We start from the raw sequence: 22,266 nt of genomic DNA, 5'->3' as shown, positions 1-22,266 counted from the left end.
TTGGGGTAGTGGTCGGTGGACGGGCGGTCAGCCGGAACAGGCCGGCGTGCTCTCAGGCTCCTCGCCGAGCGAGGCCGTGACGAGACGGTCGACGAGGAACTCGGCGAGCGCCGCCACGGTCGGCCGGGCCAGCAGGTCGGCGAGGCCGAAGTCACCGGCGAACTCCGCCCGGATCCGCTGGAGCAGCGACATCGCGAGCAGCGAGTGGCCGCCGAGGTCGAAGAAGTTCTCGTCGATCCCGAGTGCGGGCAGGCCCAGCACGTCGGTGAACGCCGCGTGCACGGCCTGCTCGCTCGGGTACCTCGGTCCGCGCAGCGGTCCCGACGCGGTGAAGTCGGTGGCGCTGGGCGCGGGGAGGGCCTTGCGGTCGAGCTTGCCGTTGACGGTCAGCGGCAGCTCGTCGAGCACCACGAATGCCGACGGCACCATGTACTCGGGCAGCCGGGCGGCCAGCATACGCCGGACCGCGGCGGCCTCGATAAGGGTACCCTCACCCGGCACCAGGTAGGCGACCAGGCGCTTGACGCCGGGGGTGTCCTCGCGGACCAGCACGGCGGCCTGGGCCACGGCCGCCTCCAGGGCGATGGCGTCCTCGATCTCGCCGGGCTCGACCCGGTAGCCGCGGATCTTCACCTGGTCGTCGGCACGACCGAGGAAGTCCAGCAGACCGTCCTGACGCCAGCGCACCACATCGCCGGTGCGGTACATCCGGCCCCCGGGCTCGCCGAACGGGTCCGCGACGAAACGCTCCGCCGTCAGCCCCGCCCGGTTGAGGTAACCCCGCGCCAGACCCACACCCGACACGTACAGCTCGCCCGCCACACCCACCGGAACCGGCCGCAGACAGGCGTCCAGAACGTACGCCCGGGTGTTCCAGATCGGCCGGCCCACCGTCGCGGTCGCCGAGTCCAGCGTCCCGCCACCGAGGGTGTTGATGGTGTACTCGGTCGGCCCGTACAAGTTGTAGCCCATGACTCCCGGCGTCTCGCGCAGCCTGGTCCAGAGCGTCTCCGCCACCGCCTCACCACCCAGCAGCACCAGCACCGGACGGTGCCGGTCCTCGTCCAGCAGACCGGCCTCCACCAGCGCCTGCGCGTACGAGGGCGTCACGTTGATGACATCGATCCCGTGGACGTCCAAGTAGTCGGCCAGGCCCTGGGCGTCGCGGCGCAGGGCCTCGTCCAGGACGTGCACCTCATGGCCCTCGACCAGCCAGAGCAGTTCCTCCCAGGACATGTCGAAGGAGAACGAGACGGTGTGCGCGATCCGCAGCCGGCGACCACCCGCGGACTCGACCACCGGATCGAAGATCGCCTCACGATGGTTCAACTGCATGTTCGTCAGACCCCGGTACGGCGTCACCACACCCTTCGGCCGACCCGTCGAACCCGAGGTGAAGATCACATACGCCGGACTGTCCTGATCCACCACCACACCCAGCGGACCCTCCGGCAACGCCGCCAACTCCGCCACCTCCTGCTGCGAGTCCAACAACAGCACACCCCCGAACGACGGCATCAGCGCGGCAGCCGTCGAATCCGTCACCAGGCAGACCGGAGCGGTGTCCTCCACCATGAACGCCAACCGCTCCACCGGATAGTCCAGCTCCAACGGCAGATACGCCGCACCCGTCCGCAGCACCGCGAACAACGCCGCCACCATCTCCAGCGAACGCGGCAACCCCAGCGCCACCACCCTCTCCGGCCCCGCCCCCCGCGCCACGAACAACCGCGCCAACCGGTTCACCCGGGCATCCAGCTCCGCGTACGACCACGACACCCCACCGAACACCAACGCCGTCTCACCCGGCACCGCCACCGCACGCTCCGCCAGCAGATCCGCCACCGTCGCCCCCGGCAACCCACGACCCGTCGCCACCCACTCCCCCAACACCAGACCGCGCTCACGCACCGTCAACACATCCAGGGCGCCGATCCGGCGGCCCGGGTCGGCCGCGACCTGCTCCAGCAGGGCCAGCAGCCGCTCGACCAGGGCCTCGGCGGTGGTGCGGTCGTAGAGGTCGGCCGCGTACTCGAAGGCGATGTCGATCTCCTCCGTGGTGGAGGTCTCCTCGAAGTTGAAGTCGAGTTCGAACTTCGCGGCGCCCAGCTCGAAGGGCAGGATCCGGCTCTCCAGGCCGAGCAGGCGTCCGGCCTGGCCGTCGTTGTGCTGGTAGCCGAGCATCACCTGGAACAGCGGGTGCCGGCCGGGCACGCGCGGCGGGTTGACCGCCTCGACCAGCCGGTCGAACGGCAGGTCCTGGTGGGCGAAGGCCGCCAGGTCGGTGTCCCGGGTGCGGGTCAGCAGCTCGGCGAAGGTCGGGTCGCCGGACAGGTCGTTGCGCAGGACCAGCGTGTTGACGAAGAAGCCGACCAGCCCGTCCAGCGCGCTGTCGGAACGCCCGGCGACGGGCGCCCCGAGGGGGATGTCCGTACCGGCGCCCAGGCGGTGCAGCAGGGTGGCCACGGCCGCCTGGAGCACCATGAAGGTGGTGGTGCCGGTCGCCCGGGCGGCCTCGCGCAGACCGCGGTAGACGGCCGGGGGGACCTGGCCGCGCACGGTGTCGCCGCGGTAGCCGGCCACCGGACGGCGCGGGTGGTCGGTCGGCAGCGGCAGCTCCTCCGGCAGCCCGGCGAGTGCCTGCTTCCAGTACCCGGCCTGCCGGGCGTGCAGGCTCCGCTCGTCCTCGGGCGAGCCGAGCAGCTCCTGCTGCCAGAGCGTGTAGTCGGCGTACTGGACCGGCAGCGGCGCCCAGTCGGGGGTGCGGCCGTCGGTGTGCGCCGCGTAGGCGCCGGTGAGGTCCTCGATGAAGGGGAGCATCGACCACTCGTCGCCCGCGATGTGGTGGAAGAGCACCACCACCACGTGGTCCTCCGGGCCGAGCTCCAGCAGGCTGACCCGCAGCGGCAGTTCGGCGGAGAGGTCGAAGCCGTACCGGACGGCGCTCCGGAGGTCGGCGTCCAGCGTCGACTCGGAGGAGCGGACCAGGTGCACGGCCGCCTCGGCCGCCGGGGCCTCCAGGATCCGCTGGTGGACGTCGCCGTCGCGCTCGGTGAAGACGGTGCGCAGGCTCTCGTGCCGCTGCGTCACCGAGCGGACGGCGGCGCCGAGGGCGGCCCGGTCCAGCGGTCCGGTGACCCGCACCACCAGGGGCACGTTGTAGGTGGCGCCCGAGTCGTCGAGGTTCTGCAGGAACCACATCCGGCGCTGGGCGTGCGAGAGCGGCAGGTCGGCCGGGCGCTCGCGGCGGCCCAGGGCGGGGCGCGGGTCGTCGCCGGCGCCGGCCCGGTGGGCGAGGCCGGCCGGGGTGGGTGCCTCGAAGAGGTCGCGGACGGTGAGCCCGGCGCCGCCGGGCAGTGCGCGGACCCGGCCGATCAGCCGGGTGGCCAGCAGGGAGTGGCCGCCGAGGTCGAAGAAGTGGTCCTCGGGGCCGACCTCGGTGAGGCCGAGCACCTCGGCGAAGGCGCCGCAGAGGATCTCCTCCCGGGCGTCGCGCGGGGCGCGGCCGGGGCCGGTCCCGGTGCCGGCGGGCGCGGGGAGGGCCTTGCGGTCGAGCTTGCCGTTGACGGTCAGCGGCAGCTCGTCGAGCACCACGAACGCCGACGGCACCATGTACTCGGGCAGCCGGGCGGCGAGTTCGTTGCGGACGGCGGCGAGGTCCACGGCCGTCGCGGCGGGGACGAGGTAGGCGACCAGGCGCTTGACGCCGGGGGTGTCCTCGCGGACCAGCACGGCGGCCTGGGCCACGGCCGCCTCCAGGGCGATGGCGTCCTCGATCTCGCCGGGCTCGACCCGGTAGCCGCGGATCTTCACCTGGTCGTCGGCACGACCGAGGAAGTCCAGCAGACCGTCCTGACGCCAGCGCACCACATCGCCGGTGCGGTACATCCGGCCCCCGGGCTCGCCGAACGGGTCCGCGACGAAACGCTCCGCCGTCAGCCCCGCCCGGTTGAGGTAACCCCGCGCCAGACCCACACCCGACACGTACAGCTCGCCCGCCACACCCACCGGAACCGGCCGCAGACAGGCGTCCAGAACGTACGCCCGGGTGTTCCAGATCGGCCGGCCCACCGTCGCGGTCGCCGAGTCCAGCGTCCCGCCACCGAGGGTGTTGATGGTGTACTCGGTCGGCCCGTACAAGTTGTAGCCCATGACTCCCGGCGTCTCGCGCAGCCTGGTCCAGAGCGTCTCCGCCACCGCCTCACCACCCAGCAGCACCAGCACCGGACGGTGCCGGTCCTCGTCCAGCAGACCGGCCTCCACCAGCGCCTGCGCGTACGAGGGCGTCACGTTGATGACATCGATCCCGTGGACGTCCAAGTAGTCGGCCAGGCCCTGGGCGTCGCGGCGCAGGGCCTCGTCCAGGACGTGCACCTCATGGCCCTCGACCAGCCAGAGCAGTTCCTCCCAGGACATGTCGAAGGAGAACGAGACGGTGTGCGCGATCCGCAGCCGGCGACCACCCGCGGACTCGACCACCGGATCGAAGATCGCCTCACGATGGTTCAACTGCATGTTCGTCAGACCCCGGTACGGCGTCACCACACCCTTCGGCCGACCCGTCGAACCCGAGGTGAAGATCACATACGCCGGACTGTCCTGATCCACCACCACACCCAGCGGACCCTCCGGCAACGCCGCCAACTCCGCCACCACCTCCGGCGAGTCCAACAACAGCACACCCCCGAACGACGGCATCAGCGCGGCAGCCGTCGAATCCGTCACCAGGCAGACCGGAGCGGTGTCCTCCACCATGAACGCCAACCGCTCCACCGGATAGTCCAGCTCCAACGGCAGATACGCCGCACCCGTCCGCAGCACCGCGAACAACGCCGCCACCATCTCCAGCGAACGCGGCAACCCCAGCGCCACCACCCTCTCCGGCCCCGCCCCCCGCGCCACGAACAACCGCGCCAACCGGTTCACCCGGGCATCCAGCTCCGCGTACGACCACGACACCCCACCGAACACCAACGCCGTCTCACCCGGCACCGCCGACGCACGCTCCGCCAGCAGATCCGCCACCGTCGCCTCCGGCAACCCACGACCCGTCGCCACCCACTCCCCCAACACCAGACCGCGCTCACGCACCGTCAACACATCCAAGGTGCGAACCGGGCGGTCGGGGCGCTCCAGGATCTGCTCCAGGAGGGCCAGCAGCCGCTCGGCGTGCTCCTCGACGACGGCCCGCTCGAAGACGTCCGGGCGGTACTTCCACTCGAAGGTGAGGTGCTCGCCGGGGTTGGTGATGAAGATCAGCGGGAAGTGCGTCGCGTCGACGTCCGTCACCTGGCGCAGGCCGAGGCGCTCGCGCAGGCGGTCCCGCAGGCCCTCGTCGGCCGGGGTGTTGCGGAGCACCTGGAGGGTGTCGAACAGCCGGCCGAAGCCGGTGCCGCGCTGGATCTCGCCCAGCCCGGTCTGATGGTGCGCCAGCAGAGCGCTCTGCTCGTCCTGGAGGCGGGTGAGGAAGGCGGCGACGCCCTCCTCGCCGTCCAGCCGGGCCCGGACCGGCACCGTGTTGAGGAACATGCCGATGGTGGCGTCGATGCCGGGCAGCTCGGCCGGGCGGCCGGAGACGGTGGCGCCGAACACCACGTCCTCGCGGGCCGTCAGACCGGCCAGCAGCAGGCCCCAGGCGCCGGAGAGCACGGTGTTGAGGGTCAGGCCGTGCTCCCGGCCGAAGGCGGCCAGCCGCTCGCCGAGCCCGGCGGGGGCCTCGACGACGACCTCCTCCGGCAGCAGCGCGGCCCGCTCGCGGGCCTGCGGGGCGAGCAGCGTCGGCTCGGCCAGGCCCTCCAGCGCGGAGCGCCAGGCGGCCCGGCCTGCCTCCTGGTCCTGGCCGGCCAGCCAGCGCAGGAAGTCCCGGTAGGGCAGACCGGCGGCCGGCGGGCGCTCGCCGGCGCAGCGGGTCAGCACCTCCTGGAGGAAGAGCCCGGAGGACCAGCCGTCCCAGAGCAGCGCGTGGTTGGTGATCAGGACGCGCTGACCGCCGTCGGGGGCGAGCACCGAGACCAGCCGCAGCAGCGGCGGCGCGGCGAGGTCGAAGCGGGTGAACGCCTCGCGCTCCTTGAGGAGGCGCAGTTCGGCCTCGAAGTCGTCCGTGCCGAGCGCCGACAGGTCGACCTCGGTGAGCGGGACGTCGACGGCGCGCGGCAGGAACTGCACCGGGCGCTCCAGGCCGTCCTGGAGGAAGCCGGCCCGCAGGTTGGGGTGGCCGTCCAGCACGGCGGCCACGGCGGCGCGCAGCACCTCCAGCGGGATCCGGGCGGTCAGCGAGAGCACGTCGCGCGAGGTGTGGACGTCCAGCGCCTGCTCGTCGTACCCGGCCTCGAAGAGCAGGCCCTCCTGGAGCGGGGAGACCGGCCAGACGTCCTCGATCTCCAGCTTGGGCACGGCGGCGCGGACGAGGGCCAGTTCGGCCTCGGTCGCCGGGGGCAGCTCGGGCAGCTCCGGGGCGGCGCCGGCCGCCTCGCGGCGGTCGGCCAGCTCGGCGAGGGCGGCCGGGGTGCGGCCCTCGAACACGTCGCGCGGGCTGAGCGAGAGCCCCTCGGCGCGGGCGGCGCCGATCAGCCGGATCGAGGAGATGCTGTCGCCGCCGAGGCGGAAGAAGTCGTCCTCGACGCCGGCCCGCGGCAGGCCGAGGACCTCCGCGTACAGGTCGCAGAGCAGCTGCTCGGTCTCGGAGCCGGCGTCCCGGCCGGCCGCCAGGCCGGTGTAGGCGAGCGCCTCGTCGGGCAGTGCGGCCCGGTCGAGCTTGCCGTTGACGGTCAGCGGCAGCGCGTCCAGCACGGCGAAGGCGGACGGCACCATGTACTCCGGCAGCCGGGCGGCGAGCGCCCGGTGGAGTTCCTCGGTGTCGAGCAGGGCGCCCTTGGCGGGGACGGCGTAGGCGACGATGCGCCGGACGGCGCCGGGCCGGACCAGCACGGCGGCCTGGGCCACGCCCGGCTGCCCGGCCAGCGCGGCCTCGATCTCGCCGAGTTCGATCCGGTAGCCGCGGATCTTCACCTGGTCGTCGGTGCGGCCGAGGTACTCGACCTCGCCGTCGGCCCGGCGGCGGACCAGGTCTCCGGTGCGGTACATGCGCTCGCCCGGGGCGAACGGGTCGGCGACGAACCGGCCGGCGGTCAGGCCGGGCCGGTCCAGGTAGCCGCGGGCCAGCTGCGGGCCGGCCAGGTACAGCTCACCGGGCACGCCGGCCGGGACCGGCCGCAGCAGGCCGTCCAGCACGTGGGCGCGGGTCCCGCGCAGCGGGCGGCCGATGACCGGGGCGGCGCTGTCCGCCAGGTCGGCGACCAGGGCGTCGACGGTGAACTCGGTCGGGCCGTAGTAGTTGACGGCGGTGACGCCCGCCTCGCCGCGCAGCCTGGTCCAGAGCGGCTCGGGCAGCGCCTCGCCGCCGAGCAGCAGCACCGCCGGGCGGTGCTCGCCGGCCAGCAGGCCGCTGTCAAGCAGCTGCTGGGCGTACGAGGGGGTGACGTCGAGGGCGTCGACGCGGTGGGCGCGGGTGTAGCCGACCACCGCCTCGGCGTCCCGGCGGTCGTCCTCGCCGAGGACGTGCAGCTCGTGGCCGCCGATCAGCCAGATCAGCTGCTCCCACGAGGAGTCGAAGGAGAACGAGGCGGTGTGCAGGGCGCGCAGCCGGGCCCGGCCGGTGGCGCGCAGCGCGTCGGCGAAGGTGGTGGCCAGGTGGTCGTGGATCAGGTTGCCGAGGCCGCGGTGCGGGATCACCACGCCCTTGGGCCGGCCGGTGGAGCCGGAGGTGTGGATGACGTACGCGGCGGCGTCGGGGTGGACGGGACCGCCGCGCTCGGCGTCGGTGAGCGGGCCGGCGGGCAGCGCGGCGAGGTCGGCGGCGGTCCGCGGGTCGTCCAGCAGCAGGACGGCGGCGCCGGGCACCTCGGGCAGCCGGGCGGCGACCTGGGCGGTGGTCAGGACGACGGCGGGGCGGGCGTCCGCCAGGAGCAGGGCGAGCCGCTCGTCCGGGTGGTCGAGGTCGATCGGCAGGTAGGCGGCGCCGGCCCGCAGGACGGCGAGCAGCGCGGTGACCGACTCGGCGGAGCGCGGCAGCGCGAGGGCGGCGATGTCGTCGGCGCCCAGGCCGTGGGCGCGCAGCAGCCGGGCCAGCCGGTCGGCGGCGGCGTCCAGTTCGGCGAAGGAGAGCTGGACGGGGGCCGGGCCGCCGGTCAGGCCGGGGCCGACCAGGGCCCGGGCGTCCGGGGTGCGGGCGGCCCGGTCGGCGAACAGGTCGGCGGCGGTGGCGTCCGGGACGCGGTGCTCGCCGCCGGAGACGGTGGCGGGCAGCGCGGCGCGCTCGGCGGCGTCGAGCAGGTCCAGCCGGGCGAGCGGGGTGTCCGGGTCGGCGGCGAACGCGGCGAGCAGGCGCAGGAAGCGGTCGGCGATCCGGCCGGCCTCGGCCTCGGTGAACAGCTCGGGCCGGTACTCCAGCTCCAGCCGCAGCCGCTCGCCGGGCAGCACGGTCAGGCCCAGCGGGTAGTGGGTGGCGTCGCGGGCGCCGAGCGCGGTGACGGCCAGGCCCTCGACGGTGCCCAGGCTCGTACGGAGCGCGTCGCCGCCGCCCTGGTAGTTCTCGACCACGAGCAGGGTGTCGAACAGCGCGCCCTCGACGTCGGCGAGCCGCTGGATGGCACCGAGGCCGAGGTGCTGGTGGGCGATCAGCTCGGCCTGCTCGCGCTGGACGGCGGCGGCGGCGCCGGCCAGGGTGGCGCCGGGGGCGAGCCGCACGCGCACCGGCACGGTGTTGATGAAGAGGCCGACCATGGTGTCGGCGCCGGGCAGGTCGTCGGGGCGGCCGGAGACCGTGGTGCCGAAGACCACGTCGGCGGTGCCGGTGAGCGAGCCGAGCAGGACGCCCCAGAGGGTGTGGGCGAGGTTGCCGAGGGTCAGGCCCCGGCCGCGGGCGGCCTCGGCGACGGCGGCGGAGAGCTCGCGCTCGGCGTGCAGGGTGACCACGGCCGGTTCGACGGCGGTGGCGACGCCGGCGCCCGGCGCGACCGGGTGGGTCTGGGCGAAGCCGGCCAGCGCGGCGCCCCAGGCGGCCTCGGCGGCGGCGGTGTCGCGGGTGGCGAGCAGCGCCAGGTGGTCCTTGTAGGGGCGGACGGCGGGCAGCGCGGCGAGGTCGCCGGCCGACCCGTAGAGCGCCAGCAGCTCGCGCACCAGGATCGGCATCGACCAGCCGTCGAGCAGCAGGTGGTGGCAGGTGATGACGAGCCGGGAGCGGTCCGGCCCCAGCCGGAGCAGGGCCAGCCGCAGCAGCGGCGGGGCGTCCAGCTCGAACCGGTGGTGCCAGTCCTCGTCCATCGCGGCCAGTACCGCGGCGTCCTGCTCCGCCCCGGCCGGGGCGGTCAGGTCGACCACCCGCAGCGGGGTCTCCACCTCGCGCTGGACGAACTGGACGACCGCCTCCGGGTCCTCGTACCAGAACCCGGCGCGCAGGTTGGCGTGCCGCACCAGCAGCGCGTCGACGGCGGCGGCCAGCCGGGCGCCGTCGACCGGGCCGGCCAGGTCGAGGTGCGACTGCACGACGTAGACGTCGCGCGCCTCGTCGTCGTAGAGCGCGTGGAAGAGCAGCCCCTCCTGCAAGGAGGAGAGCGGGTAGACGTCCTCCAGGGCCGACGCGGCCGGGGCCTGGGCCTGCGAGTCGTCGATCGGTGCGGTGGAGTCGTTCGTCACGGGGTTCTCGGTCCTGGGGGTGGGGTGGCGGTCGGTGGGGTCGGGGGCGGCGGCGCCGCCCGGTTCGCGGCTCATCGGCGGCGCCTGCGCAGCCGCGACTCCAGCCGGTCGATCTGGGTCTGCTTGAGCCGGACGAGGTCGAGGTCGGACGGCGTCACCCCGCCCGCGTCGCCGCCGGCGGCGTGCCGGGCGAGCGCGTCGAGCGCGGCGAACCAGGAGTCGGCCAGCGCCGCCACCTCGTCCTCGCCGAACAGCGCGCCCGGCCAGCTCCACTCGACCGTCAGCTCCGGGCGGCCGTCGGGGCCGGGGGCGACGACCGCGTCGATCTCCAGCGGGTAGCCGGCCGGCATCAGCCGGTCGGGGCCGGCCGCGGCGGCGACGGCGGTGCGCTCGTCCTGCGGGGCGAACGCCCAGCCGCCCTGCGGTCCGGCGCCGGTGTCCGTCCGGCCGCGGTAGTTGAACAGCACCTCGGAGCGGGGCACCGCGGCCAGCAGCGGCGCGGTCTGCGCGTTGAGGTGGCGCAGCAGGCCGAAGCCCAGGCCCCGGTCGGGGGCGGCCCGCAGCTGCTCCTTGACCTGCTTGAGCGCCTGGCCGGTGAGCGCGCCGCCGGTCATCGCCTCGGCCGGGTCCAGCCCGGTCAGGTCGAGCCGGACGGGGTGCACGGTGGTGAACCAGCCGACGGTGCGGGCGAGGTCAGGGGTGAGCCCGGCCGCCTCGCTGCCGCCCCGGCCGTGGCCCTCCAGGTCGACCCGGACGGCCGGTGCGGCGCCCGGGCGGGCGGCGGCCACGCCGAGGGCGAGGCCGGCCAGCAGCACGTCGTCCACGCCGGCGCCGAAGGACTGCGGCAGGACGGTCAGCAGCGGCTCGGTGCGGTCGGCGGGCAGGGTGCGGCGCAGCGTGCGCAGGGTGGCGACGGTGTCCCGGGCCGGGTCGGCGGTGAGGCCGCCGAGCGGCCCGGCCGGACCGTCGAGGACCTCCCGCCACTGCCTGGCCTCGGCGATCCGGCCGCGCTCGTGGGCGTGCGCGAGCAGCTGCTCGGACCAGGCCCGCAGGCTGTGGGCCTCCGGTTCGAGGGCCGGGCGGCCGCCGGCCGCCAGCGCCTCGTAGGCGGTGCGCAGGCCGGGCAGCAGGGTGCGCCAGGAGACGCCGTCCACGGCGAGGTGGTGGACGGTCAGCAGCAGCCGGCCGTCGGTGTCCGGGCCGGCGTCGAACCAGACGGCGCCAAGGACCCGGCCGGTGCCGGGGTCGAGCGCCGCCGCGGCCGCGTCCGCCTCGCGGGTCAGCAGGGCGGTCCACCCGGCGGGTCCCGCCTCCCGCGCGGCCCGGGCGTCGACCCGGCGCAGGGTGCGCGGGTCGGTCAGGGCGGGGGCCGCGTCGGCGGCCAGGACCTCCTGGGTCCAGAGGCCGTCGGTGCGGTCCAGCCGCAGCCGCAGCGCCGGGTGGCGGGTGGCGAGGGCCGCCAGCGCGTCCCGCAGGGGCTGCTCCCGCAGCCCGGCCGGGACGGTCAGCAGGACGGACTGGTTGAACCGGTCGATCGGGCCGCCGCGTTCGCGCAGCCAGTGCACCACCGGCAGGACGGGCAGCTCGCCGTCGGCGGGCGGCGCGAAGGCCGACGGGCCGGCGGGGGCGGGTGCGGCGGGCGTGCCCAGGCCCTTGGCGGCAGCGAGCGCGGCCGGAGTCGGGTACTGGAAGACGTCCTTGGCGGCGATCGGGAAGCCGGCCGCGCGGGCCCGGCTGACCAACTGGATGGAGACGATGCTGTCGCCGCCGAGGGCGAAGAAGTTCTCCTCCTCGCCGACCTCGGGCAGGCCCAGCACCTCGGCGAAGACCCTGGCCAGCGAGCGGCCCGGGGTCTGCCCGGCCGCCGCGGGGGCGGCGGCCGCGCGGCGGGCCGGGTCGGGCAGCGCCTTGCGGTCGAGCTTGCCGTTGACGCTCAGCGGCAGCGCGTCCAGCACGGTGACGGCGGCCGGGACCATGTGCTCGGGCAGCACCGCGGCCACCGCCACGCGGACGGCGTCGCCGCCGACCGAGGCGCCCGGCTGCGGGACGACGTAGCCGAACAGCTGGCGGGCGCCGCCCTCGGTGACGGCGCGGGCGGCGACGGCCGCCTGGGCCACGCCCGGTGCGGCGGCCAGCGCGGCCTCCACCTCGCCGAGTTCGATCCGGAAGCCGCGGATCTTCACCTGGTCGTCGGTGCGGCCGAGGTACTCGACCTCGCCGTCGACCAGCCGCCGGACCAGGTCTCCGGTGCGGTACATGCGCTCGCCCCGGGCGAACGGGTCGGCGACGAACCGGCCGGCGCTCAGGCCGGGGCGGCCCAGGTAGCCGCGGGCCAGCTGGACACCGCCCAGGTACAGCTCGCCGGGCACGCCGACCGGGACCGGCCGCAGCCGGCCGTCCAGCACGTACAGGCGGGTGTTCCAGACGGGGCGTCCGATCGGGACGACGCCGGAGCCGGCCCAGGCGCGGTGGTAGGTGACGTCCACGGCGGCCTCGGTGGGCCCGTAGAGGTTGTGCAGCTCGATCTGCGGCCAGAGGGCCGCGAAGCGCTCGACCGCCGCGGGCGGCAGCGCCTCGCCGGAGCAGAACACCCGGCGCACGCCGGCGAAGCGGTCGCGGACGGTGCGGTCGGCCTCGGCCACCGCGGTGAAGGCGGTGAGCATCGAGGGCACGAAGTGCGCGGTGGAGATGCCCGCGCCGGCGGCGAGCGCGGCCAGGTACTCCGGCTCCCGGTGGCCGCCGGGCCTGGCCAGGACCACCCGGGCGCCGCTGACCAGCGGCAGGAAGAACTCCCAGACCGACACGTCGAAGCCGGCCGGGGTCTTCTGCAGGATCCGGTCCTGCGGGGCGATGCTGTAGACCTCGCGCATCCAGTCGAGCCGGTTGACGACCGCCCGGTGCGGGACGACGACGCCCTTGGGGCGGCCGGTCGAGCCGGAGGTGAAGATCACGTAGGCGGGGTGCTCCGGCTCCGGGGCGACCGGCTCGGCCTGCGGCCCGTCGGCGTCGACGCCGAGCACCGGCACGCCGGGGACGGCCGGCAGCGCGCCGGCCGTGCCGGGCAGGGTGAGCACACAGACCGGGGCGGCGTCCTCGACCATCGCGGCCAGCCGGTCCGCCGGGTACTCGGTGTCCAGCGGCAGGTAGGCGGCACCGGACTTGAGCACCGCGAGCAGGGCGACCATCAGCTCGACCGAGCGCGGCACGGCGACCGCGACGATCCGGTCCGGTCCGGCGCCGTGCGCGGCGAGCACGCGGGCCAGCCGGCCGGCCCGCTCGTCCAGGCCGCGGTAGGTCAGCTCCGCTCCCTCGAAGGCCACCGCGACCGCGTCGGGCGTGGCGGCGACCCGCTCGGCGATCCGGGTCACCAGGGTGCCCGGCGCCACCTCGCGGTCGGTGGCGTTCCACTCCCCCGCGAGGCCGCGGCGCTCCTGGGCGCCGGTCAGCTCGACCCGGGCGGCCGGGCGGTCCGGCGCTGCCAGCGCCTGCTCCAGCACCCGCAGCAGGCGGGCGCCGAAGAGCCGGCCGGTGGAGCGGTGGAAGAGGTCGTCGGCGTAGATGACGGTCAGGTCGGTGTGGTCGCCGTCGGCGGACTCCACGAAGGTGAAGGCCAGGTCGAAGCGGGCCGCGTGCACCGGGTCGGGCAGCAGCGTGGTGCGGGCGCCCAGCAGGCGGTCCAGGCCGCCGGCCTCCTTGCGGTGCTGGACCATCACCTGGAACAGCGGGTGGCGGCCGAGCGAGCGCTCCGGGTTGACGATCTCGACCAGCCGGTCGAACGGCAGGTCCTGGTGGGCGAGCGCGCCCAGCACGGTCTCCCGGGCGCGGGCCACCAGGTCGTCGAAGGTCGGCTCGCCGGAGAGGTCGTGACGCAGCACCAGGGTGTTGACGAAGAAGCCGACGACCGGCTCCAGCACCTCGTCGGCGCGCCCGGCGACCGGGGTGCCGAGCGCCACGTCGGTGGTGCCGGCGAGCCCGCCGAGCAGCAGCGCGGCGGCCGCCTGGGTGACCATGAACGGGGTCGCGCCGCTGCGCTGGGCGTAGCCGCGCAGCGCCCGGTGGAGGGCGTCGGGCAGCCGCAGCCGTACCGCGCCGCCCCGGCCGGTGGCCTCGGCGGGCCTCGGCCGGTCGGTCGGCAGGGCGAGTTCGGCCGGCAGGTCGGCCAGCCGCCGCGTCCAGTAGCGGGCCTGGGTGGCGGCGCTGCCGTCCTGGTCGGCGAGCAGGTCGGCCTGCCAGAGCGCGTGGTCCGCGTACTGGAGCGGCAGCGGCTCGAAGACCGGCGCCGTGCCGGCCAGGCGGGCGGCGTAGGCGTGGTCGAGGTCGCGCAGCAGCACCCCCTCGGACCACTCGTCGCCCGCGATGTGGTGCAGCGCGACGCTCAGCACCGACCGCTGCGGCCCGGTGCGGAGCAGGGTGGCGCGGACCGGGATCTCCTCGGCGAGCTCGAAGGCGTAGGCGCCGGCGGCGGCGACCGCCCGGTCGAGCCGGCCCGCGGCGACCTCCTCCACGGTGAAGGGCACGCCGGCCTGCTCGGGGGTCAGGATCCGCTGGTGGGGCCGGCCGTCCCGGTCGGGGAAGACCGTCCGCAGCGCCTCGTGCCGGGCCAGGACGTCAGCGAAGGCGGCGCGCAGCGCGTCGGTGTCGACGGCGCCGTCGATCCGCAGCGCGCACGGGATGGTGTACGCGGTGCTGGGGCCCTCCAGCCGGTACAGGAACCAGAGCCGGGCCTGCGCGGCGGAGAGCGGCAGCGGCTCGGGGCGGGGCCGCGCGGCCGGGGCGGGGCGGCCGGTGGCGGCGGTGGCCAGCCGGGCGGCCAGGGCCGCGGCGGTGCGGCTCTCGAAGAGGTCCCGCACGGCGACCTCGACCCGCAGCGCGGCGCGGAGCCGGCCGACCACGCGGGTGGCGAGCAGCGAGTGGCCGCCGAGGTCGAAGAAGTCGTCCTCGACCCCGGCCTGCGGCAGGCCGAGCACCTCGGCGAAGACGCCGCAGACCACGGCCTCGCGCTCGTCGCGCGGGGCGCGGCCGGCGGGCGCCGCGAAGGCGCTCGCCTCCGGCTCGGGCAGGGCGTGCCGGTCCAGCTTGCCGTTGACGTTCAGCGGCAGCACCGGCAGCGGCACGATCGCGGCCGGGACCATGTACTCGGGCAGCGACCCGGCCAGCGTCCGGCGCAGGGCGGCCGGGTCGGCCTCGCCGCCGGGGGCGGGCACGACGTAGCCGATCAGCCGCTTGACGCCGGTGGCGGTGGCGCGGGCCAGCACGGCGGCCTGGGCCACGCCGGGCAGGGCGGCCAGCGCGGCCTCGACCTCGCCGGGCTCGATCCGGAAGCCGCGGATCTTCACCTGGTCGTCGTCGCGGCCCAGGTAGTCCAGCGTGCCGTCGCCGCGCCAGCGGACCACGTCGCCGGTGCGGTACATCCTCCCCCCGCCTCCGGCCGGGGGTGTCCCCATGCCGTCGCCGAACGGACAGGCGACGAAGCGGCCGGCGGTCAGGCCGGGGCGGTTGCCGTAGCCGCGGGCCAGGCCCTCGCCGGCGATGTACAGCTCGCCGGGGACCCCGGCCGGGACGGGCCGCAGCCGGGCGTCCAGCACGTAGACCCGGGTGTTGCCGATCGGCCGGCCGACGCACGGGGTGGGGCTCTCGTCCAGGGCCGCGCCCAGGGTGTCGACGGTGTACTCGGTCGGGCCGTAGAAGTTGTGGCCGAGCACGCCCTCGGTGTCGCGGATCCGGCTCCACAGGGCGTCGCCGACGGCCTCGCCGCCGACCAGGAAGAGCAGCGGGCGGTGCTCCGCCGAGTCGAGCAGGCCCCATTCGACCAGCTGCTGGCCGAACGACGGGGTGACGTCCAGGGTGTCGATCCGGTCGGCGAGCAGCCGGGCGACCAGGGCCTGCGGGTCGCGGCGCAGGTCCTCGCCGTAGACGTGCAGCTCGTGGCCGCGGATCAGCCAGAGCAGCTGCTCCCAGGAGGAGTCGAAGGAGAACGACGCGGTGTGCGCGGCCCGCAGCCGACGGCCGCCGGCGGCCCGCTCGGCCCGGGCGAAGACCGTCCCGCCGTGGTGCTCCAGCATGTTGGCCAGGCCGCGGTGCGGCACCTGGACGCCCTTGGGGCGGCCGGTGGAGCCGGAGGTGTGGATGACGTAGGCGAGGTCGTCGGGGTCGGGGCGGACGGGGTCGGCGTCCAGCGCGCCGAGCCGGCCGGTGGTCAGGGTGCCCAGGCCGTGCCCGGCGAGGACCGGGCGGGTGCGGGCGACCTCGTCGGTGGTCAGGGTGACCAGCGGTTCGGCGTCGGCGAGCATCAGCGCGATCCGCTCGTCCGGGTGGTCGAGGTCGACCGGCAGGTACGCGGCGCCCGACTTCAGCACCCCGAGCAGGGCGGCCACCAGCTCGGCCGAGCGGGGCAGCGCCAGCGCGACCACCCGGCCGGGGCTGGCGCCGAGCGCGGCGAGGTGGCGGGCGGTCAGCTCGACCCGCCCGGCCAGCTCGGCGTAGCTCAGGCGCCGGTCGCCGAAGACCACGGCGGTGTCGTCGGGGGTGGCGGCGGCGCGGGCCTCGAAGGCGTCGACGACCGTCCCGGCGGGGACCTCGCGGCCGGTGGCGTTCCAGCCGTGCAGCAGCGTGTCGCGCTCCCGCCCGTCCAGGATCTCCAGCTCGCCGACGGGCGTCCCGGGCCGGGTGGCGACGGTCTCCAGCACCCGCAGCAGGCGGGCGCCGACGGCGGCGGCCTGCTCGGCGGTGAACACGTCGGCGCGGTACTCGACGGTGAGCCGCGGCGCCTCGCCGGGGAGGGTGAGCACGGTCAGCGGGTAGTGGGTGGCGCCCCGGTTGCCGATGCCGGCGACCCGCAGGCCGCGGGCGGTCAGCCGGTCGGGGTCGACCGGGTAGTTCTCGAAGACCAGCAGGGTGTCGAAGAGGGTGCCGTGCCCGGCGAGCGCCTGGATGTCGGCCAGGCCGAGGTACTGGTGGTCGAGCAGCGCGGACTGCTGGGCCTGCAGCCGGGTGAGCGCCTCGACGGCGGGCTCGTCCTCCTCGGGGCGGAAGCGGACCGGCACGGTGTTGCTGAACAGGCCGACCATGGACTCCACGCCGGGCAGGTCGCCGGGACGGCCGGAGACGGTGGCGCCGAAGACCACGTCCGCGCGGCCGGTGAGACGGCCGAGCAGGATCGCCCAGGCGCCCTGGACCAGGGTGTTGAGGGTGAGTCCGTGCGCCCGGGCGGTGCCGGTGAGCGCCGCCGCGAGCTCGGCGGACAGCGGCAGGTGGATCTCGGCGCCGGCGGCGGCCGGGCCGCCGGCCGGGCGGCCCAGGGTGTCGGCGAGCAGGGTCGGCGCCTCCAGGCCCGCCAGCGCCTCGCGCCAGGCGAGCGTGTCGGCGCCGGCGTCCCGGGCGGCCAGCCAGCCGAGGTGGTCGGCGTACGGGGTGGTGGCGGGCAGCGCGGCGCTCGCGCCGCCGTCGCCGTAGGCGGTGACCAGCTCGCGCAGCAGGACCGGGGTGGACCAGCCGTCCATCACGATGTGGTGGCGGGTCAGCACCAGGCGGTGGTGGTCCGCGCCGAGGGTGACGAGCGCGCAGCGCACCAGCGGCGGCCGGGCGAGGTCGAACCGGCGGGAGGCCTCCTCGTCCTCGATCCCGGCGACCGCGGCGTCGCGCCGGTCGGCGGGCAGGGCGGTGAGGTCGTGCTCGGTCCAGGGCACCGTGACGGTGTCCGCCACCAGCTGGAGCGGGTGCTCGCCGATCGCGGTGAAGCCGGAGCGCAGCGCGGAGTGCCGGTTGACCACGGCGTCCACGGCGCGGCGCAGGGCCGGCCGCTCCAGTGGGCCGCGCAGGTCCAGCGAGGTGAGCGAGGTGTAGAGGTCGTCGGTGCCCTCCTCGCGCTGGTAGAGGGCGTGGAAGAGCAGGCCCTCCTGGAGCGGGGAGAGCGGCAGGACGTCGACGGTGCCGGGGTGTTCGGCCGCGATCCGGTCCAGCAGCGGCTGACTGACGGCGGCCAGCGGGACGTCGCTGGGGGTGAGCCCGCCGGCGTCCGGCCGGGCGGCGTACGCGGCGAGGGCGTCCAGCGCGGCGAACCAGCGCTCGGCGATGTCGCGGACGGCCTCCTCGGTCAGGACGCCGTGCGGCCAGGAGAGGGTGACGGCGAGTTCGGCGCCGTCGGGGCCGTCGTGGACGAAGGCGCCGACCTCCAGGGCGTGGGCGGTGGGCAGCGCGGGGTCGGCGCCGGCCGCGACGGCGTCGCCGGCCTCGCGGGCGACGGTCCAGTGCGCGCCGTCCGCGGTGAAGCGGCCGAGGTAGTTGAAGAGCAGCTGCGGCTGGTCGGCGTCGGCCAGGGCGGGGCCGGAGACCGGGTCCAGGTGGCGGAGCAGGCCGTAGCCGGCGCCGGCGTTGGGCAGGGCCCGCAGCTGCTCCTTGACCAGGGCCAGGGCGCGGCCGGCGGCGGCGCCACCGGTCAGCGCCTCGTCGAGGTCCAGGCCGGCCAGGTCGAGGCGGGCCGGGAACTCGGTGGTCAGCCAGCCCACGGTGCGGGTGGTGTCGGCGCCGGGGACGAGCTGGTCCTCGCGGCCGTGGCCCTCCAGCCGCAGCAGCAGGTCGGCGCGGGCGCCGGCGCCGTGCCGGTCACGGCGGCGGCCGAGCAGGGCGAGCGCGAGACCGGCGAGCAGGGTGTGGTCCACGCCGGCCCGGTGGGTGGCGGGCACCGCGGTGAGCAGCGGGGCGGTGCGGGCGGCGGGCAGCGTGAGGCGCAGCCGGCGGGTGGTGGCGGCGGTGTCGCGGGCCGGGTCGAGCGGGCGGTCGCCGAGCAGCGGGCCGGCGCCGTCGGCCAGCACGGCCTGCCAGCCGGGCAGTTCGGCGCGGATCCGGTCGCCGGTGGCCGCCTCGGCGAGGCCGAGGGCCCAGCCGCGCGGCGAGGTGGCGACCGGGTCGAGCGGGCGGCCCTCGTAGGCGGCGCGCAGGTCGGGGAGCAGGATGCGCCAGGAGACGCCGTCCACGGCCAGGTGGTGGGCGGCGAGGACGAGCAGGCCGTCGGTGTCCGGGCCGGCGTCCAGGTGGACGGCCTGCAGCACGACGCCCTGTTCGGGGTCGAGCCGGTCGACGGCGGCCTCGCGCTCGATCGCGGCGGCGGCGGACAGCTCGGCCGGGGCGACGGTGAGGTGGCGCAGCCGCTCGGCGGCGGGGGCGCTGCCGGCGGGCCGGATCTGCTGGGTCCAGGTGCCGTCGGCGGCGATGTCCAGGCGCAGCCGCAGGGCGTCGTGGTGGTCGGTCAGGGTGTCCAGGGCGGCGGTGAGCCGGGCGCGGTCGAGGCCGGCCGGGACGGTGACCACGGTGTGCTGGCTGAACCGGGTGACCGGGCCGCCGCGCTCGCGGAGCCAGGAGCTGATCGCGGTGGCGGGCAGCGGGCCGGTGCCCTCGACGCCGGGCCGGCGGACCGCCGGGGCGGTCTGCTCGGCGACGGCGGCGATCCGGGCGACGGTGCGCCGTTCGAAGACCACCCGGGGGGTGAGGGCGAGGCCGGCCCGGCGGGCCCGGCTGCCGAGCTGGATGGCGGAGATGCTGTCGCCGCCGAGGGAGAAGAAGTTGGCGTCGACGCCGACCGTGTCCAGGCCGAGGACCTCGGCGACGAGGTCGGTGAGGATCCGCTCGGTCTCGGTGCGCGGGGCGCGGGCGGCGCCGTCGCCGGCCTGCCGGGGGGCCGGCAGCGCCTTGCGGTCGAGCTTGCCGTTGAGGCTCAGCGGGAGCGCGTCGAGGCCGACCAGGACGGCCGGGACCATGTGCTCGGGCAGGGTGGCGGCCAGGGCGGCCAGCAGGTCGTCCGGGTCGGCGGGGGCCGGCGCGACGTAGCCGACCAGTTGGCGGGCGCCGCCGGGGGTGAGCTCGCGGGCGGTGACGGCGGCCTGGGCGACCCCGGGCAGCGCCTCCAGGGCGGCCTCGATCTCGCCGAGTTCGATCCGGAAGCCGCGGACCTTGACCTGGTCGTCGGTGCGGCCGAGGTACTCGACGGTGCCGTCGGGGGCCCAGCGGACGAGGTCGCCGGTGCGGTAGAGCCGCTCGCCGTCGGCGAACGGGGAGGCGACGAAGCGCTCGGCGGTCAGGCCGGGGCGGCCCAGGTAGCCGCGGGCCAGCTGGACGCCGGCCAGGTACAGCTCGCCGGGCGCGCCGACCGGGGCGGGGCGCAGCCGGGCGTCCAGCACGTACAGGCGGGTGTTCCAGACGGGGCGTCCGATGGGGACGACGCCGGCGCCGGGCTCGGTGGGGTGGTGGGTGACGTCGACGGCCGCTTCGGTGGGCCCGTAGAGGTTGTGCAGCGGGACGTCGGGCAGCGCGGCGTACCAGCGCTCGACGACGTCGCCGGGCAGGGCCTCGCCGGAGCAGAAGGCGCGCCGCAGGCCGCCGCAGCCGGCGGCGGCGGTCGGCTCCTCCAGGAAGGCGCGGAGCATGGACGGCACGAAGTGCAGGGTGGTGACGCCCGTGTCGGCGATCAGGGCGGCGAGGTAGGCCGGGTCCTTGTGGCCCTCGGGGCGGGCCAGGACGACGGCGGCGCCCTCGCAGAGCGCCCAGAAGAACTCCCAGACCGAGACGTCGAAGCTGGCGGGGGTCTTCTGCAGGACGCGGTCCTCGGGGGTGAGGCGGTAGGCGTGCTGCATCCAGGCCAGCCGGTTGACGATGGCGCGGTGCGGGATCACGACGCCCTTGGGGCGGCCGGTGGAGCCGGAGGTGTAGATGACGTAGGCCGCGGAGTCGGGGTCGACGGCGGGCAGGGCGGTCGTGGTGGCGCCGGCGGGGGTGTGGCCGGGGCCGATCAGGACGGCGGCGGCGCGGGCGCTCTCCGGCAGCCGGTCCAGCACCTCGGGGACGGTGACGACGCGGACCGGGCGGGCGTCCTCGATCATGTGGGCGAGCCGGTCGGCCGGGTAGTCGGCGTCCAGCGGCAGGTAGGCGGCGCCGGCCCTGAGGACGGCGAGCAGGGCGACCATCAGGTCGGCGGAGCGCGGCACGGCCACGGCGACCACGGTCTCCGGGCCGGCGCCGGCGGCGACCAGCGAGCGGGCCAGCGCGTCGGAGCGCTCGGCGAGCGTGGCGTAGCTGAGCGTCTCGCCCTCGAAGACGACGGCGGGGGCCTGCGGCGTGGCGGCGGCGCGCTCGGCGATCCGGCTGACCAGGGTGCCCTCGCGGACCTCCCGGGCGGTGGCGTTCCAGTCGTGCAGCACGGCGGCCCGCTCGGCGTCGGCGAGCAGCGGCTGGTCGCCGATCGGCCGCTCCGGGTCGGCGGCGAGTCGGGCGAGCAGGCCGGCGCAGCGGTCGGCGTGCAGTTCCAGCGCGGCCCGGGTGTAGAGCTCCGGGTTGGCCCCGAACTCCAGCACCAGCCGGTCGTCCGGGGTCTTGGTGACGGACAGCGAGAGGTCGTCGACCGGGCCGGAGGCCAGGGTGACGGTCTGTCCGGGGCTGCCCGCGAAGTCCAGCGCGAGGTCGAAGGGCTTGATGTTGAGCAGCGGCCCGTGGAGCCGGTGGTCGGTGCCGACCAGGCCGAGGTCGCGGCGGATCTCCTCGCCCCGGTGGCGCTGGTGGCGGCGGGTCGCGGTGAGCTCGGCGGCGGCGCGGCGCATCAGCCCGGTGTGGCTGTCCGTCCCGGCGACGGCGATCCGTACGGGCAGGATGTTGACGGCCATGCCGGGCACCCGCAGGGTGCCCGGGGCGGTGCGGGCCATGAAGTGCATGCCGAGCACGACGTCCGGCGTCCCGGTCATCAGGTGCAGGTAGCCGGCGAGGGCCGCGGCGGCCGCCTCGGCCCAGGTCGCGCGGGCCGCCCGGGCCGAGACGAGGACGGCGGCCGAGTCCTCGGCGGTCAGCTCGACGCGGTGGTACCGGGCGGCGGGCGCGGCCTGGGCGGTCGCCTCGGTGAGGCCGACGACGGCGGGGCGGTCCGCGAAGCGGGCGTTCCAGTACTCCCGGCCCTCGGCGGCGGCGGGGCCGGCGAGGTACTCGCGCTCGGCCTCCACCAGGACGGCGAGCGGGCGCAGCGGGCTGTCGGGCACGTCGGTGCCGGCGGCGAGGGCGGTGTACACCTCGGCGACCCGGCGGGTGAGGAGCGCGACGCTGTAGCCGTCGACGACCAGGTGGTGGAACCACTGGAACCAGAGGTGGCGCTGCTCGCCGACCCGGACCAGCAGGGCGCCGTGCAGCGGGCCGGCCTCGGGGCCCTCCAGCGGGGTCGGGACGGCGAGTTGGGCCCGGACGAGCGCGGTGGCGGCGGCCACCGGGTCGGCGGCGGCGCTGGTGTCGAGCCGGGGCAGCTGCCAGGCCTCGGCGTCGAAGGCGGTGGGCAGTTGGACGGTGCGGCCCTCGTGCTCGGCGAGCCGGACATGCAGGCCGTCGGCCTCGGCGAGGGTCCGGCGCAGCGCCCGCTCCAGCAGCGCGGGGTCGAACGGCCCGGTGATCTCGACGTACTGGCCGACGTTGTAGGCCGGGTTGTCCGGGTCGATCCGCTGTGCGGCGAGTACCCCTGCCTGTGCCGCCGTCAGCTCCTGGAGGACTGCGGCCGGCTCGACCTGCGTGGTGTTGGTGCCCGCCTGAGGCATGGTCGGCCCTTCCCGG

The 22,266-nt window shown here is 76.2% G+C and carries 2 protein-coding genes; both read right to left on the bottom strand.

Annotated features, from left to right (window positions below):
* Positions 1-27: 27 nt before the first annotated feature.
* Positions 28-9,768 carry a non-ribosomal peptide synthetase gene (locus tag ABT263_RS11435; RefSeq protein WP_352290086.1) on the bottom strand — a complete coding sequence of 3,247 codons (9,741 nt, stop codon included), beginning with the start codon at positions 9,766-9,768 and terminating at the stop codon, positions 28-30.
* Positions 9,765-22,250 (bottom strand): non-ribosomal peptide synthetase, encoded by a 12,486-nt coding sequence (locus tag ABT263_RS11430; RefSeq protein ID WP_352290084.1) that lies wholly within the window; start codon positions 22,248-22,250, stop codon positions 9,765-9,767. The genes ABT263_RS11435 and ABT263_RS11430 overlap by 4 nt, the downstream gene beginning before the upstream one ends.
* Positions 22,251-22,266: the final 16 nt, after the last annotated feature.

This window comes from Kitasatospora sp. NPDC001603, from assembly GCF_040298365.1.
Lineage (GTDB): Bacteria > Actinomycetota > Actinomycetes > Streptomycetales > Streptomycetaceae > Kitasatospora.
The sequence above is the reverse complement of the archived record's forward strand: the minus strand, read 5'-3'. Positions and strand labels throughout refer to the sequence as shown.